The 16,331-nt window shown below is 70.6% G+C and carries 8 protein-coding genes and 1 pseudogene; 6 read left to right on the top strand and 3 right to left on the bottom strand.

What is annotated here, in order from left to right; all coding sequences use genetic code 11:
* Nucleotides 1-98: 98 nt before the first annotated feature.
* Nucleotides 99-5,423, bottom strand: a complete 5,325-nt coding sequence (gene pulA / locus CRV15_RS21125) for a pullulanase-type alpha-1,6-glucosidase (protein ID WP_003956570.1) — start codon at nucleotides 5,421-5,423, stop codon at nucleotides 99-101.
* Between the two features lie 71 nt (nucleotides 5,424-5,494).
* Nucleotides 5,495-6,874 (bottom strand): annotated as a pseudogene (locus CRV15_RS21120) (alpha-amylase); the annotation flags it as partial.
* Between the two features lie 349 nt (nucleotides 6,875-7,223).
* Here CRV15_RS21120 and CRV15_RS21115 point away from each other — a divergent pair.
* From CRV15_RS21115 to CRV15_RS21090, 6 genes are all read left to right on the top strand, one after another.
* On the top strand, nucleotides 7,224-8,525 hold the full coding sequence (locus tag CRV15_RS21115; protein WP_003956572.1) for an extracellular solute-binding protein: 1,302 nt from the start codon (nucleotides 7,224-7,226) through the stop codon (nucleotides 8,523-8,525).
* 184 nt (nucleotides 8,526-8,709) lie between these two features.
* On the top strand, nucleotides 8,710-9,651 hold the full coding sequence (locus tag CRV15_RS21110; RefSeq protein WP_003956573.1) for a carbohydrate ABC transporter permease: 942 nt from the start codon (nucleotides 8,710-8,712) through the stop codon (nucleotides 9,649-9,651).
* Nucleotides 9,648-10,562, top strand: a complete 915-nt coding sequence (locus CRV15_RS21105) for a sugar ABC transporter permease (RefSeq protein WP_003956574.1) — start codon at nucleotides 9,648-9,650, stop codon at nucleotides 10,560-10,562. The genes CRV15_RS21110 and CRV15_RS21105 overlap by 4 nt, the downstream gene beginning before the upstream one ends.
* Before the next feature lie 207 nt (nucleotides 10,563-10,769).
* Nucleotides 10,770-12,371: a glycoside hydrolase family 13 protein gene (locus tag CRV15_RS21100; protein ID WP_009995996.1), complete on the top strand. Its 1,602-nt coding sequence runs from the start codon at nucleotides 10,770-10,772 to the stop codon at nucleotides 12,369-12,371.
* A 1-nt stretch (nucleotide 12,372) separates the two neighbouring features.
* Nucleotides 12,373-13,467, top strand: coding sequence for a LacI family DNA-binding transcriptional regulator (locus CRV15_RS21095; RefSeq protein WP_003960266.1), 1,095 nt, complete (start codon nucleotides 12,373-12,375; stop codon nucleotides 13,465-13,467).
* A gap of 222 nt (nucleotides 13,468-13,689) precedes the next feature.
* Nucleotides 13,690-14,595, top strand: coding sequence for a phosphatase PAP2 family protein (locus CRV15_RS21090; protein WP_003960267.1), 906 nt, complete (start codon nucleotides 13,690-13,692; stop codon nucleotides 14,593-14,595).
* A gap of 41 nt (nucleotides 14,596-14,636) precedes the next feature.
* On the opposite strand, the gene CRV15_RS21085 is transcribed toward CRV15_RS21090, so the two are convergent.
* Complete coding sequence (locus CRV15_RS21085; RefSeq protein ID WP_003960268.1) at nucleotides 14,637-15,899, bottom strand: serine hydrolase domain-containing protein; 1,263 nt, start codon at nucleotides 15,897-15,899, stop codon at nucleotides 14,637-14,639.
* Nucleotides 15,900-16,331: the final 432 nt, after the last annotated feature.

Raw genomic sequence — 16,331 nt, 5'->3', positions numbered from 1 at the left:
GCCGTGATCGGATCACGGCGGGCGGGCCCTCGTCGCACCGGAACGTTCCCGTGGGGCTCCGGAAGGCCCCCGGGGGCTCCGGAGCGCCCGTGGCGCCGTCAGCCGCGCCGGAAGACGGCCACCGTCCGCGCGGGCACCTCGAAGGCGCCCTTCTCGTACGACGCGGTCCGCGTCACCGCGTCGGAGCCGCGCGCCTGCGCCGGGTGGAGCCGGTAGCCGCGGTCCGCGAGCGCGTCGATCCGCTGGGTCTGCCGCTGGGGCGTGGCGTTGAAGACCACCACCAGGTCACCGGCGCGCATGGTGATCACACCGGGGGTCTCCTCCGGCCCGGAGAGCGGGAAGGACACCTCGGACTGCACCTGTTCCCCCGTGCTCAGCGAGAACGCCCGTTCCGTGCCGCGGATCGTCAGCAGATCGCGGTGGGCCGCGGCGGCGCCGTCGATCTGCGCGCACCCGGGCGTCAGCCCCGGCGCGGTCAGCAGCGGCCGGGCGTGGCCCCACTTGTCCCGGTTGTCGGCGGCGGGCGGCAGCCCCCGGCCGAAGCCGTTCCCGGCCCGGCAGTCCCAGTGGATCGCGTTGTACCAGTCGCCGCTGTCGTAGGAGTTGCGGTCGAGCGACTTGGAACGCAGCAGGTCCGTGCCCGCCTGGGAGAGCGCGGGGCCCTGGGAGAGGGTCGCCGTCGCCATGGCCAGGACCTGCATCCGGGCCCGGTCGGCCACCGAGGTGTCCTTCGGGAGCTTGAAGGCGAGCGCGTCGTACAGCGTCTCGTTGTCGTGGGCGTCGGCGTAGGCGAGCGCGTCGCCCGGGTCCTTCGCGTATCCGGCGGGCGCCCCGTTGTAGTCGACCTCGGAGCCCTTGACGGTGCGGCCCTTGGTGTCGGTGAAGGTGTACCCGGCGAGGTTGCCGGTCAGACCGACCTTGATCAGGTCCTGGTAGTGCAGCAGCCGGGCCTTCTGCTCGGCCGGGGTGCCGTTGTCGGCCGCCGGGTTGGGGTCGGTGTGGAGGCCGGAGGCGAAGCCCTGCACCCCGGGGTCCCGGTCGAAGGGCCCGCCGCCGCGCACCGCGTCCCGGGCCCGGTCGGAGAAGGTGGCGATCCCCGTTCCGGCCATATGTTTCTGGGTGGCCTGGACGAAGCGGGCGTCGTCGGCGATCTCGCCGAAGTTCCAGCCCTCGCCGTAGAGGAGGATCTTCTTCCCGTCGACGCCGTCCTCGGCGGGGGTCAGCCCGTCCAGCGCCTCGCGGACGGCGAGCATGTTCGCCTTGGGGTGGTGGCCCATCAGGTCGAAGCGGAAGCCGTCGACCTTGTACTCCCTGGCCCAGGTGACGACGGAGTCGACGACCAGCTTGCCCATCATCGCGTTCTCCGGCGCGGTGTTGGCGCAGCAGGTGGAGGTGGCGACGGAGCCGTCGGCGAGCAGCCGCTGGTAGTAGCCGGGGACGATCCGGTCGAGCACCGATTTCTCGGACTGTCCGGCGGCGACGGTGTGGTTGTAGACGACGTCCATCACGGTGCGCAGCCCGGTGGCGTTGAGGCCCGCGACCATCTCGCGGAACTCGACGGTGCGGCGGGTGCCCTCCGGGTCGGAGGCGTAGGAGCCCTCCGGGACGGTGTAGTGCAGCGGGTCGTAGCCCCAGTTGTAGCCGTCCTTCGCCGCCGTCTTCGCCACGCACTCCTGCTGCCGCTCGGAGTCGGGCGCGTAAAAGGCGAGGTCGCAGCCGGGCCGCTGCTGGTCGCGGCGGCGCTCGGGGACGGTGCCGATGTCGAACGCGGGCAGCAGATGGACGTAGGACGCCCCGGCGTCGGCGAGCTTGCGCAGATGCCTCATGCCGTCGGACGTACGGTCGGTGAAGGCGCGGTACTGCCCGGGGTGCTTCGCCGTGCGGTCGGCGATGGAGAAGTCCCGGATGTGCAGTTCCTGGATCTGGGCGTCCCGCAGCGGGGTCGCGGCGGGCTTCCGCAGCGTCTTCCACCCCTGGGGGGCGAGCTTCGGATCGCGCAGGTCGACGGCGAGGCTCTGGACCGAGTCGGTGGTCAGGGCGGTGGAGTAGGGGTCGGTGACCCGGTTGACGACGGTCTTGCGCACGCTGGGCGCCCAGACGGTGACCCGGTAGCGGTACGGCTGGTTCTGCCAGCTCCTCGGCCCGGTGGCGGACCAGATGCCGCTGTCGCCGTCACGGCGCAGGGGGACCGTGCGGCCGTCCAGCTCCAGGGCGACGGTGCGGGCGGTGGGCGCCCACACGGAGAGGGTGACTCCGCGCCGGTCGAAGACGGGGCCGAGGGCGGCCTTCGACGCCTTCGCCGCGTACAGGTCGTCCAGGACCCCGGGGATCTGCACCCCGGTGGCGGCCAGCAGCGCCCCGTTCGCGGCCCGCTGGGTGGCGAGGAGCTGTCCGCGCAGGGCGTCCTTCACCCGGTCGCGGTCGCGGACGTCGACGGTGAACGCCGGATACTCCTTGAGGTGCGGGAACTTCTCCCGCTGCGCCCCGGTGAGGGTGCCGGGGGTCAGCCGCAGCCAGTGGCCCTCGTCGCTGAGGGCGCCGCCCACGACCTCGATGCCGCCCTCGGGGGCGTACACGAGCTGCTGGCTGGTGGCGTCGGTGGCCTTGACCTTCCAGACGACGGTGTTCCGGTCGATCCACTGGGCCTCGGCCTTGCCGAGGTCGAGCGCGGGGACGGCCCCGGCCTGCGGCAGCAGATACTTCGGCTGCCCGGCCAGCAGCCAGACCTCGTTGCCGTGGGTGGCGAGGTCGAGGGACTGATCGCCGGGCAGGTCCTTCTCGTCGCCCTTGTGGAGGATGTAGCTGAGCGAGGTGGCGCCGGGCGCGAGCGGGACCTCGAAGGTCGCGCCGTAGGCGTCGGTGCGGACCGGCATCAGCGGCTTCGACCAGTCGGTGGGGTTCGCGGCGCCGGTCCAGGTGTGCAGGCCCCAGCCCTCGTAGTCCCCCGCGGGCCGGTGGTAGCGCAGGATCGCCCTGCCCTTGTCCTGCGGCGGGTAGACCCCGTCGGGCGCCCGGTCGGCCTGGCCGTCCTTGCCCTGCTCGACCCAGACCTGCCCGGTACGGGAGAGGTCCATGGTGCGTTCGGGGCCGTCGGCGGTGCCGTCCTTCTCGACGGTGTACGGAACGGTCGACGCGCCCTCGGGCAGCTTCACCCAGGCGAACGCGCCGTAGGCGTCCCGCCCGGCGAAGGGCGCGGTGCCGTACGGGGTGCGCAGCCGGGCGCCCTCGTACGCGCCGTCGGCACGGCGGTAGTGGACGACGGCCCGGTCCCGTTCGACGGCCACCGGCTTCCGCGGCGGCGGGGTCGCTCCGGCGGTGGTGGAGCCGGTCGCGGAGGCGGTGCGTCCGGCGGCGTCGACGACGACGGCCTTGTACCGCAGCGGCGTTCCGGCCTTCACCTCGGGTCCGAGGTGCTGCGTGACCCGGTAGGGGGCGTGGTCGGCGGAGCCGAGCACCCGCCAGGGGCCGGTGCCGACCTGGGCGGCGAAGACCACCCGGCCGAGCCGGCCGCCGTCGGTGTCCGCGCCGATCTCGACGGTGCCGGTGGCCCCGGCGGCCGGGACCCGCAGATCGATCACCGGCCGCCCGGTGGGCAGCGGCTGCCGCCGGTCCGCCTGGAGCACCACGGTGGACAGCGCGGGAACGGTGACGGTGATCCGGCGGTCGGCTCCGCTGCGGACGGTGGCGTCACCGCCGTACAGGGTGCGGAAGGCCGCGTTCGCGGTGCCGGTGGTCAGCTCCACCGTGCGGGGCGCGGTGGCGTTGTTGACGGCGACGACGTACTCGGTGCGCCGCTTCGCGTCGGTGCGGGAGTGGGCGTAGAGGGGGCCCTCGGCGTACCGCTGCTGCTGGACGCCGTCCCGCAGCGCCGGGTGCGCCTTCGTGAGCTCCGCCAGCGCGGCGATCGAACGGTACAGGGGGTGGCCGGTGTCGTAGGCGTCGGCGGCGTGGGTGCGGTCGGTGCCGATCTGGTCGTCGTCCAGATAGTCGGGGGTCGTGGACGCGAACAGCGGCTGCCGGGCGTCCTTGTCGCCGCCCGCCCCGGTGAAGCCCTGCTCGTCGCCGTAGTAGACCACCGGGTTACCGCGTGAGAGGAACATCAGCTCGTTGGCGAGCCGGGCGCGCTTCAGCAGTTCGGCGTCGTCGGCCTTCGGGTTGTCCTGCTTCAGGAAGGTCCCGATCCGGCCCATGTCGTGGTTGCCGAGGAAGGTCACCTGCTCATAGGCGTTGGCCTTGTCGGTGGTGTAGCGGTAGTCCTGGGCGAAGACCTTGGCGAGCCGCTCGGCGGACGCCCCCTGCGAGGCGACGGCGCGGGCCGCGTCCTGGAAGGGGAAGTCGAGGGTCGAGTCCAGCCGGCCCCGGGTGACATAGGGCGCCGTCTGCGCCGGGTCCGCCGAGTAGACCTCGCCGAACATGAAGAAGTCGTCCCGGCCGCGCTGCGCCGCGTAGGCGTCGAGGGCGGTGGCCCACTGGGTCCAGAACTCCATGTCGACATGTTTGACGGTGTCCACCCGGAAGCCGTCGATGTCGAACTCCTCGACCCACTTCTGGTAGATCCGCTCCATGCCCCGGACGACCTCGGGCCGCTCGGTCCACAGATCGTCCAGCCCGGAGAAGTCGCCGTGTTCGGCGCTCTCCCCGGCGAAGGTGGAGTCACCCCGGTTGTGGTACATCGTCGGGTCGTTGAGCCAGCCGGGCACCTTGCCCTCGTCCCGGGGGCGCGGGGTGTACGGGAAGGAGTCCCGGTCCACCGGGCGCATGCCCGCGCTGTCGTCGAAGGGGCGGCCCGCGCGGTCCAGATAGGGGAACGCGCCCTTCGGCTTGTAGCCGTACGTCTTCTCCGCGTAGTCGACGGTGTCGGCGGTGTGGTTGGTGATGACGTCGAAGAAGACCTTCATGCCCTTGGCATGCGCCTTGTCGATCAGCCGCGTCAGCTCCGCGTTGGTGCCGAAGTGGGGGTCGACCTGGGTGAAGTCGGTGATCCAGTAGCCGTGGTACCCGGCGGACACATCCTTGCCGGTGCCCTGGACGGGCCGGTTCTTGAAGATCGGGGCGAGCCAGATGGCGGTGGTGCCGAGGCCCTTGATGTAGTCCAGCCGCTCGGTGAGCCCCTTGAGGTCACCGCCCTGGTAGAAGCCCTTGTCGGCGGGGTCGTACCCGGTGCTGAGCCGGTCGCCGGGCAGTCCGCCCCGGTCGTTGCGGCGGTCGCCGTTCGCGAACCGGTCCGGCAGGACGAAGTAGAACTGCTCCCTGGTCAGATCGTGCCGGGCCGCCTCGGCGGCGAGTCTCCCGTCCGACGGCGGCCGGGGCGCCGCGCCCTGCGGGGCACCCGCGACGGCGGGCGCGCCGGGCAGCAGCGTGGCGCAGAGGGCGGCGGTCAGCGCGACCGCCGCCGTTCTGGGGCGTATCAAGATGTCTCCCACGTGAGGGTTGCTTCATGGGGCGCCCGGCCCGGAGCGGGCGGGGCGGAGGAGGGGCAGGCCCGGGGTCAGGCGCAGGAACGTTTGGCCGTGTGCAGCGCCAGCGCCGTGTTCGGCGCGAGGCTCGCCGTGAAGCGGCCCGCCGTGTCGACGGTGACGGACCGGCGCGACTGGACGTCGCAGTACACACCGGCGGCCAGCCCGGTCTGGAACTCCCGGTTCAGGGGCTGTGCCTCGCGGTTGATCGCGACATACGCCTTTGTTCCGCGCCCGAACGCGATCCGGTCGTCGCCGTTGTCCCACCAGTGGGTGACGGGCTCGCCCCGCGCGGCGTTGCGGAACCCGACCATGGACGCGATCTCCGGCCAGGCGTGCTGGCACTTCCAGCCGTCCTGCCAGCAGGCGTCGACCCGGCCGCCGTTCGGCGGGCCCGCGTCCTTGTCGGTCCACTCGTAGCCGGAGTGGACATCGGGCGCGCCGTAGGGCCAGGCCAGCATGAAGACGTTCGCGAGGGTGTAGAGGGCGCCGTCCTGGTAATTCAGGGTGTCGCCCAGGCGTTCGGTGTCGTGGTTGTCGACGAAGACCCCGGCCCGGTCCGAGGGCAGATACCCCCAGCCCTCGCCGTAGTTCCGCAGATACGCCAGCTTCTCGCCGTGGAAGACCCGTTTGAGGTCCCGTGCGTACCGGAACTCCTGGACATCGCCGGTCCCCAGGTACTCGCCGGGGGCTATCGGCTCGCCCTCGCCGTGGATGGCTTCCTGCTTCCAGTAGGCATCGGGCCGGGTCAGCCGGGACTTGATGTTCGCCAGGTCGGCGGCGGGCATATGTTTGGCGGCGTCGACGCGGAAGCCGTCCACGCCGAGCGAGAGCAGATCGTTCAGATAGGCGGCGATCCGGCCGCGGACGTACTCCTCGCCGGTGTCGAGGTCGGCGAGCCCGACCAGCTCGCAGTGCTGGACATGCCAGCGGTCCTGGTAGTTGACGATGCCGCTGCGGCAGTCGTCCAGGTCGAAGCCGGAGTAGATCCCGGGGTAGCCGTACTTGGTGTACGGGGAGCCGCCGGTGCCGACCCCGTCCCCGGCGGCCATGTGGTTGATCACCGCGTCGGCGACGACCTTGACCCCGGCCCCATGACAGGTGTTCACCATCGCGGCGAAGTCGGCCCGGTTCCCGAGCCGCCCCGCGATCTTGTAGCTGACGGGCTGGTAGGAGGTCCACCACTGGGGACCCTGGATGTGCTCCTGGGGCGGGGAGACCTGGACATAGCCGTAGCCGTCCGGTCCCAGGCGCTCGGTGCAGGCACGCGCCACCGAGGCGAACTTCCACTCGAACAGGACGGCGGTGACGTCCTTCGCTCCCGGCGGGGCCGCCTGCGCGGTGCCCGCGGGCGCCATGACGGCAGCCGCGGCGCCCGCCACGAGGGCGAGCGCGGCTGCCAGAGGTCTGCTGGCCATATCTCCTCCTGCACAACGCTGTGCACGGGTGGGGGATGTGTGCGGGTGCCCCCGGCGTCCGGCCGGGGACCAACAGCCTCGTAAGACAACGCGCCATGCCCTGAAAGGCTCTTGAAGTTTCCTGAAGGTTCTTGCGGCGAAACCGTCGGCCGCCTGGCAGCAGACCGTAAAAGAGCGTCGACGGGAGGTCAACCCCTACGACATCCAGAGGACACAAGGAGGTCACAACCTCGAAATCTTGCCGTTTTTATTCTGCAAGGTCTTTCGCAAAGTCTTGCAAGGCTGTTAACTTCACGCCGCAGCCCGGCCCGAGGGACAGGCCAGGGCCTGACCTCAATGAGGAGTTCACATGCGCAGGGGCATCACCGTTGCCGCGATAGCCGGCGTGCTGGCGCTGACCGCCACCGCCTGCGGCGGCAACGACGGCGGCAGCGGCGACAGCAGCGGCAAGAAGGCCGCCGAGGACCCGCAGAGCGTCTCGGGTTCCATCACCTGGTGGGACACGTCCAACGAGGCCGAGGGCCCCACGTACGACAAGCTCGTCGCCGCGTTCCAGAAGGAATACCCCAAGATCAAGGTCGACCGGACCTCGGTCTCGTTCGACCAGGCGGAGCAGAAGTTCAAGACGGCGGCACAGTCGGGCAAGGGCGCCCCTGATGTCATCCGTACCGATGTGGGCTGGTCCGCCGGGTTCGCCAACCTGGGCTACCTCCAGCCGCTGGACGGCACCCCCGCCCTGGACAACGTCGGGGACTTCCTGCCCGGCCCGCTCTCCACCGCCAAGTGGAACGGCGAGACGGTCGGTGTCCCGCAGGTCACCGACACTCTGGGGCTGCTCTACAACAAGGAGGTCTTCCAGGAGGCCGGGATCGCGAAGCCCCCGGCGACCTGGGACGAGTTCATCGCCACGGCGAAGAAGATCAAGCAGAAGACCGGTGTCACCGGGACCATGCTCAACCCCGAGGGCTACTTCTCGCTGCCGTTCCTGTACGGCGAGGGCGCCGACATGCTCGACGTCGAGGGCAAGAAGATCACGGTCGCCTCGCCCGAGGGCGTGAAGGCCATGGAGACCGCGCTTCAGCTCACCGAGTCCGACGTGGCGCTGAAGCCCGCGACGACCGACGGGTATGTCGCGGCCCAGACCGCCTTCAAGGACGGCAAGGTCGCCATGATCGTCAACGGTCCGTGGTCGGTCTCCGACAGCTACGGCGGCAAGGCGTTCAAGAACAAGGACAACCTGGGCATCGCCAATATCCCGGCCGGTTCCACCGGCAAGGCGGCGGCCCCCATCGGCGGCCACAACTACTCCGTCTACCGGGGCTCCGGCAACAAGGACGCCGCCTACCTCTTCGTGAAGTTCATGTCCTCCGCGAAGAGCCAGGAGCTGACCGCGAAGGAGATCAACACCCTTCCGACGCGCACCTCCGCGTACACGGCGGCGGTCACGGCCGACCCGGCGAAGAAGGCGTTCCAGCAGGCGCTGAGCGTCTCCAGGTCCCGCCCGGTCATCCCCGGCGTGGGCGATCTGTTCGTCGCGTTCGACCAGCACTACGTCAAGATCCTGCGCGGGGACGTCTCCCCCGAGGACGGGCTGAAGGCGCTGGCGAAGGAGTGGAACACCAAGCTCCTGAAGGACTACACGGTCGGCTGAGCCCCCGGCGCCTCCCGTACGGCCACCCGCTGTGTGCCCGGTGACCGCGCGGGAGGCGCCCCAGACCCCGGTCCGGCCGGCTGAGGGAGCCGCCCCGCCACCGCGTGGGACGGATTCCCACGCGCCCAGCCGGCCGGACCGGTCCGCCCCGCCCCAAGACGCTCCACCCGCACATCGGAGAGTGATGAGCACCCTCATAGCCAGGACCAGACGGTCCTTCGCCACCCACTGGTACGCGTGGGCCATGGTCCTGCCCGTGGTGGTCGTCCTCGCCGTGCTGGTCGGCTATCCGCTGGGCCGGGGCGTCTACCTCTCCTTCACCGACGCCAACGAGGCCAACATCGGCCGGGTGATCGGTGACTTCGAGGTCCCGGCGAGCTACTCGTTCGTCGGTCTCGACAACTACTGGCACATCCTCTCCGGGCAGGAGGGCTCCTTCTACCCCCGGCTCGGCTGGACCCTCGCCTGGACCGCGAGCTGTGTCTTCCTGCACTACACCATCGGCCTCGGCCTCGCGCTGATGCTCAACCGCAGACTGAAGGGCCGCTCGGTCTACCGGGTGCTGCTGATCCTGCCCTGGGCGGTCCCGGCGTTCGTCGCCGCGTTCGCCTGGAAGCTGATGTACAACACCAACAACGGTGTGCTGAACGCCCTGCTGGGCAAGGTCGGCGTGGGACCGGTGGACTGGCTGGGCGACCCCTTCGTCCAGAAGCTCTCCGTCATCGCCGTGAACACCTGGCTCGGGGTGCCGTTCATGATGGTCGCCATCCTCGGCGGTCTCCAGTCCATCCCGCGCGAGCTGTACGAGGCGGCCGAGATGGACGGGGCCTCCCCCTGGCAGCGGTTCCGGAACGTGACCCTCCCGGGGCTGCGGCCCGTCAGCTCCACCATCGTCCTGCTCGGCACCATCTGGACGTTCAACATGTTCCCGATCATCTTCCTGGTGATCGGCCAGGCCGGCGGCACCGAGAGCGAGATCCTGGTGACCTACGCGTACCGCCTCGCCTTCCAGGGCGTACGGGACTACGCGGGCTCCGCCACCTACGGCATCGTGATCCTCTCCCTGCTCCTGGTGTTCTCCGTGTTCTACCGAGGGATGCTCAAGCGTCAGGAGGCCGCCCAGTGACCACCCCCCAGGCTCCGGACCGGGCCGCGACCCCCCGCCGCGCCGGGACCACCGGCGCGAGCGCCGCCCCGCGCCGGCCGCGCGGCCGTGAGGAGCGCTCCCGCGCCGCCTCGCTCGCCCTGCACTCCGCCCTGATCGCCGCCACGGTGATCGCGCTCTTCCCGATCGTCTTCATCGTGCTGGTGTCGATCCGGGGCGAGAACGGCTGGACCCACCCCATGGAGATGGAGGGCTTTACGCTCTCCAACTACACCCATGTACTGGGCGGGACCGAGTTCCTCACCTGGATGCTCAACTCCGTCGTCATCGCGGGCGGCACCATGCTGGTGGGCGTGCTGATCTCGGCGAGCGCGGGCTACGCCCTGTCCCGGATGCGGTTCCCCGGGCACGCGCCGCTGATGTGGACCTTCCTGGTCTGCCAGATGTTCCCGGTGGCCGTGCTCATCGTGCCGCTCTACAACATCCTGGGCGCGCTGGGGCTGCTGGACAGCTACGGCGGTCTGATCATCACCTACTGCTCGGTGTCCGTGCCGTTCTGCGCCTGGATGCTGAAGGGGTACTTCGACACCATCCCCACCGAGATCGACGAGTCGGGACGGGTCGACGGGCTCAGCCCCTTCGGCACCTTCTGGCGGCTGGTCGTGCCGCTGGCCCGGCCGGGCCTCGCGGTGACCGCGTTCTACACCTTCCTCACCGCGTGGGGCGAGGTCGCCTTCGCCACCCAGTTCATGAGCAGCGAGACCAAGTACACGCTGGCCGTCGGCCTCCAGACCTTCGTCGGCCCGCACCGGGCCGAGTGGGGTCTGATGACGGCGTCCTCGGTGCTGATCATGGTGCCCGCCGCACTGCTCTTCTTCTTCGCCCAGAGACACCTCGTCGCCGGGTTGACCGCGGGCGGCACCAAGGGCTGAGAGCCCGCTCACGCGCCCCGGTCGCGCTTCCGGTCGGACAGCCCGGACGTGCCCGGGACGCGTCGACCAGGAGCACACCGGGGAGAACGTCCCCGTACCGGGAAAACATCCCGTACGCAGACATCTCCTCCACAGGCGGTATCACGGGGATCACTCCCGACAGATGCCAGCATGACAACGTATTTGATGACTTTCAGGGGAACGTACATGACCCAGGAGCTCGCTCCCACTCTCCGTGACCAGTCCGCCGCCCACTCGGCCGGCTGGTGGCGGGACGCCGTCATCTATCAGGTGTACGTACGCTCCTTCGCCGACAGCGACGGCGACGGCATCGGCGATCTGCGCGGCATCCGCCGCCGGCTGCCCTATCTGGCGGAGCTGGGCGTGGACGCCGTCTGGCTCACCCCGTTCTACGCCTCGCCGCAGGCCGACGGGGGCTACGACGTGGCGGACTACCGGGCCGTCGACCCGCTGTTCGGCGATCTGTCCGACGCCGACGACCTGGTGCGCGAGGCCCATCGGCTGGGGCTGCGGATCATCGTCGACATCGTGCCCAACCACACCTCCGACCAGCACGCCTGGTTCCGGGCGGCGCTCGCCGGGGGCGAGGAGCGCGCGCTGTACCACTTCCGGCCGGGCCGCGGGACCGACGGCGAACTGCCGCCCAACGACTGGGAGTCCGTCTTCGGCGGCCCGGCGTGGACCCGTACCGAGGCGGGCGACTGGTACCTCCACCTCTTCGCCTCCGAGCAGCCCGACCTCGACTGGAACCACCCCAAGGTCCGCGAGGAGTTCGACTCGATCCTCCGCTTCTGGCTGGACCTGGGCGTCGACGGCTTCCGTATCGACGTCGCCCACGGCATGGTGAAGGCCGAGGGGCTGCCGGACATCGGGCTCAGCGAGCAGGCCAAGCTGATCGGCGCCCAGGTGCTGCCCTTCTTCGACCAGGACGGCGTCCACGAGATCCACCGCTCCTGGCGGACGCTGCTCGACTCGTACGAGGGCGAGCGCATCGGCGTCGCCGAGGCATGGGCCCCCAGCTCCGAGCGGCTCGCGCTCTACGTCCGCCCCGACGAGCTGCACCAGGCGTTCAACTTCCAGTTCCTGACCTGCGACTGGGACGCGACGGCCATGCGCCGGGTCATCGACGGTTCGCTGGCGGCGACGGCCTCCGTGGGCGCGCCCACCACCTGGGTGCTCTCCAACCACGACGTGGTCCGCCACACCACCCGTTACGGCGGCGGCGAGCAGGGGCTGCGCCGGGCCCGCGCGGCGGCGCTGCTGACGCTGGCGCTGCCCGGCTCGGCCTATGTCTACCAGGGCGAGGAGCTGGGGCTGCCCGAGGTGCAGGATCTGCCGGACACGGTCCGCCAGGACCCGGCCTTCTTCCGGGGCGACGGCCAGGACGGTATGCGGGACGGCTGCCGGGTGCCGATGCCGTGGTCCGGCACCGAGGCCCCGTACGGCTTCGGGCCCGGCGGGAGCTGGCTGCCGCAGCCGGAGTCCTGGGGCCGTCTCTCGGTGGCCGCGCAGAGCGGGGACCCGCGTTCCACTCTGGAGCTGTACCGCTCGGCGCTGGCGCTGCGCAAGGAGCTGCCGGGCCTCGGCGACGGGGAGATGGAGTGGCTGGCGACGCCCGAGGGGGTGCTGTCCTTCGGCCGCCCGGGGCTCGTCTGCACCCTGAACACCCTGGCGACCGAGGCCGAGCTGCCCGTGCCGGGCCGTCCGGTGCTGTCCTCTGCGGCGCTGGAGTTCTCCGGCGCGGCGGTCCGTATCCCCGGCGAGACCTGCGTCTGGTGGGCAGTCTGACATGCGGCGGGTACAGTCCACCCCTGTGACCGCACCCGCACGACTGGCAGACATAGCGGCCCAGGCGGGGGTCAGCGAAGCGACGGTGAGCCGCGTGCTCAACGGCAAGCCCGGTGTCGCCGCGACCACCCGCCAGTCCGTACTCGCCGCACTGGACGTCCTCGGCTATGAGCGACCGGTGCGGCTGCGCCAGCGCAGCGCGGGCCTGGTGGGGCTGATCACCCCGGAGCTGGACAATCCGATATTCCCCGCGCTGACGCAGGTGATCCAGCAGGCGCTGACCCGGCAGGACTACACCCCGATCCTGGCGACGCAGACGCCGGGCGGGGCCACCGAGGACCAGCTCACGGAGATGCTGGTGGACCGGGGGGTCTCCGGGATCATCTTTGTCTCGGGGCTGCACGCGGACACCAGCGCCGACATGCGCCGCTATGAGCAGCTCCGGGCCCAGGGCATGCCCTTCGTGCTGGTCGACGGCTACTCGCCGAAGGTCCGGGCGCCGTTCATATCGCCCGACGACCGGGCGGCGATGCGGCTGGCGGTGACCCATCTGGTGGCGCTCGGGCACACCCGGATCGGGCTGGCGCTGGGGCCGCGGCGCTTCGTCCCGGTGATCCGGAAGATCGAGGGCTTCGTCCAGGTGGTGCGGGAGCAGCTCGGGCTCGCCCCCGAGGTCATCGAGACGGAGCTGATCCAGCACTCCCTGTACTCCCTGGAGGGCGGGCAGGCGGCGGCGTCGGCCCTGCTCGACCGGGGGTGCACGGCGGTGGTGTGCGCGAGCGACATGATGGCGCTGGGGGCGATACGGGCGGCGCGGCAGCGCGGTTTCGAGGTCCCGGACGACATCTCCGTGGTGGGGTTCGACGACTCCCCGCTGATCGCCTTCACGGACCCGCCGCTGACGACGGTGCGCAAGCCGGTGCCCGCGATGGGGCAGGCGGCGGTGCGGACCCTCCTGGAGGAGGTCCGGTCGGCGTCCGCGGCACCGGGCGCGGCGCGGGCGGACGCGGGGACGTACGGGGAGTTCGTCTTCATGCCGGAGCTGGTGGTGCGGGGGTCGACGGCGTCGGGCCCGGGGGTGGGGGCCCGGCCGTGAGGCCGTTTCCGTGCGGCGGTTTCCGTGCGGCCGCTTCCGGGCGGCGGGGACCGGGGCCGGGCGGGGCGGCGGGTGGCCGGTTTGCCACTGGTCGCCCTGTGCCAACCCTTGTAAACCGTCCGTAAGCGGAGGCCGTATCCTCCATGGGGAGGAGAGGTCACGGCGGTTCCGGGACCGGGGGATGATCGGTGGGTGCGTGTGCGTCTGGCAGACTTTCGTCCTATGGGTGAAACGACTGTGAAGAGCAAGGACGGCCGCACGGCCCATGTCCCGTCACCCACACCGGACGGCCCGTCCGGGGCTCGCAGAGCCCGTTTCCTCGGATATTTCCAGGGGCTGCGGTCGCCGCGCCGCCCGCGTATCTGGTTCGAGATCCTGCTGATCGCGATCAGCTACTGGACCTATTCCCTCATCCGTAACGCGGTGCCCGAGCAGAAGGCCCAGGCACTGCGCAACGCGAACTGGATCTGGGAATTCGAGAAATCGCTGGGACTGGCCTTCGAGTATTCGGTCAACCATGCCGTGAATTCCGTGACATGGCTGATCGTGACCATGAACTACTACTACGCCACCCTGCACTTCGTCGTCACCATCGGCGTTCTCGTCTGGCTCTACCGCTGGCATCCGGGCCGCTACGCGGCGGGGCGCCTGGTGCTCTTCGCCACCACCGCCGTGGCACTGGTCGGCTACTACCTGTATCCGCTCGCGCCGCCCCGGCTGATGGACGGCGTCGATTTCATCGACACGGTGCTGGTGCACGAGACCTGGGGCTCCATGGCCTCCGGCGACCTCAAGAACATGTCGAACCAGTACGCCGCGATGCCGTCGATGCACATCGGCTGGTCGCTGTGGTCCGGCGTGATCGTCTTCGCCCTGGCGAAGGCTCCCTGGGCGAAGATTCTGGGATTGCTGTACCCGGTGGCGACCCTGGTCGTCATCGTGGCCACCGCGAATCATTTCTGGCTGGACGCCGTGGGCGGAATTCTCTGCCTCGGATTCGGCTTCGGGCTCTCGTACGCGTGGTACCGGGCCCTGCCGCACCGGCTGCCGAAGGTTCCCGAACGGGAGAGCGTGCGGAGCGGGCCCGCGCGCGAGCGGGAGCCGGAGCACGCGGGCGCCCACGGCTGAGCAGCCGGGGCGCGGGCGCCCGCGCGGTGGGGTGAGACGGGTCAGCGCAGCGGAACGCGCCGCTCGGTGCTGTCGCTGGTGCTGGTGCCGCAGAACTCGGCGTCGACGACGCTCACCTGGCTCAGCCTGCTCACCTGGTCGTCGTTGACGTTGTAGGTGAGCGTATGACGCCCGTCACGGGTGGTGACGGCCTCGGTCCCGGCGCCGACCACGCCGCCGCTGTGGCTCCACAGCTCGGCGCCGCAGGCGTTGCGGACGGTGTAGATGCCGAGCCCGTAGCCGCTGTACAGGGGGTGGCTGGAGGAGGGCACGGCCGTCAGCATCGCGTCGAGCTGCCGCTGCGGAAGGAGTCTGCCCCGCATCAGCGCGCCGAAGAAGCGGTTGAGGTCGGTGGTGGTGGAGATCATGTCTCCGGCCGCCCAGCCCCAGGTCATATTGTGCTCGGTCACATCGTGGACGGCGGGCGCCGCCGGGTCGGGGGTCAGCGAGGAGTAGTTGCGGGCGCTCGGCGCGGGCAGTCGCGGGTTCGTCCCGGGGAGGATGGTGGCGCGCAGCTTGAGCGGCTTGATGATCCGTTCGCGTATCTCGTGCTCATAGCTGTTTCCGCCGGCCTTCTCGATGATCATCCCGGCCAGGATGTAGCCGGTGTTGGAGTACGAGTGACCGGCCCCGGGGGCGAAGTCCGGCCGGTGCTTGAGGGCGACCCGTACGAGGTCGCGGGGGGTGTGGGTGTCGTAGCGGCGCTCGAAGAAACCGGGGGCGAAGAGGTTCCGCTGCGCGAACTCCGGGTCGCTGGTGTAGTTGAAGAGCCCGCTGGTGTGGTTGAGGAGCTGGCGTACGGTGATCTTGCGGCCGTCGTTGCCGTTGCCCCGGACCAGGCCGGGGAGGTGCTTCTCGACGGTGTCGTCGAGATCGAGCCGCCCTTCCGCCTCCATCTGGAGCAGCACCGTGGCGACGAAGGTCTTGGTGACGCTGCCGATCCGGAAGCGGTCGTTCGCTCCGCGCGGGGTGGATGTCGCGGTGTCGCCGAGTCCGGCGGTCCCCTTCCAGACACCGTCCCGGTCGGTGACGGCGGCGGTGACTCCGGTGGCCCCGGCCCGCACGAGGGCGTCGAGGGCCTGCTGGGTCCTGTCGTGCGCCGTGGAGGTCTGCGCCGTCCGTGTCTGCTGCTGCGCGGTCCCGGCCTGTCCGGTACCGGCCTGCGCGGGTGCGGCCTGCGCGGGTGCGGTGAAGGCGGTGGCGGCGACCGCCGTCGCGACCAGTCCGACCGTACCCAGGCGCCGTATTCGACGTGCCGTCGTCATCTCTGTGCTCCCTGATGCTGGTGCTTCCGGTGTGAGCATCTGCTGTCAGAGAGGACCGCGAGGAGGTCAGGGGGAGTTGACCAGGGCTCTGACCTTGGCCGGTAACCGACGGTACGAACGGGGAGCTGGGTAGCTCTCGTTGAGGCCGTGCGTCGGGGCCGCGCGGGGTCCGTCGGCTTGCGCGTGAGGTTTTCCGTTGGGTGCGGGGTCCGTCCTCAAGCGCCGGACGGGCTTGTTGTGCTCGGGTCGTCCGTCGGGTGCGGGGGTGGGGGCCTCCGGGCTCGACTCCTCAGGGCCGGCAGACCGGGCGTCCGACGTCTGGACGCGGGTGATTCTCCGCCGGTCCCTTCCGGGGACGACCCTGCACCCCCCACCACGGGCAGACGGCCACCCCGGTGCGGGGGAAGTATCCGAGTCGTGCGGGTGCGCCTG

Source organism: Streptomyces clavuligerus, from assembly GCF_005519465.1.
Taxonomy (GTDB): Bacteria; Actinomycetota; Actinomycetes; order Streptomycetales; family Streptomycetaceae; genus Streptomyces; species Streptomyces clavuligerus.
Note: the sequence above shows the minus strand (reverse complement) of the source record. Positions and strands in the feature narration are given on the sequence as shown.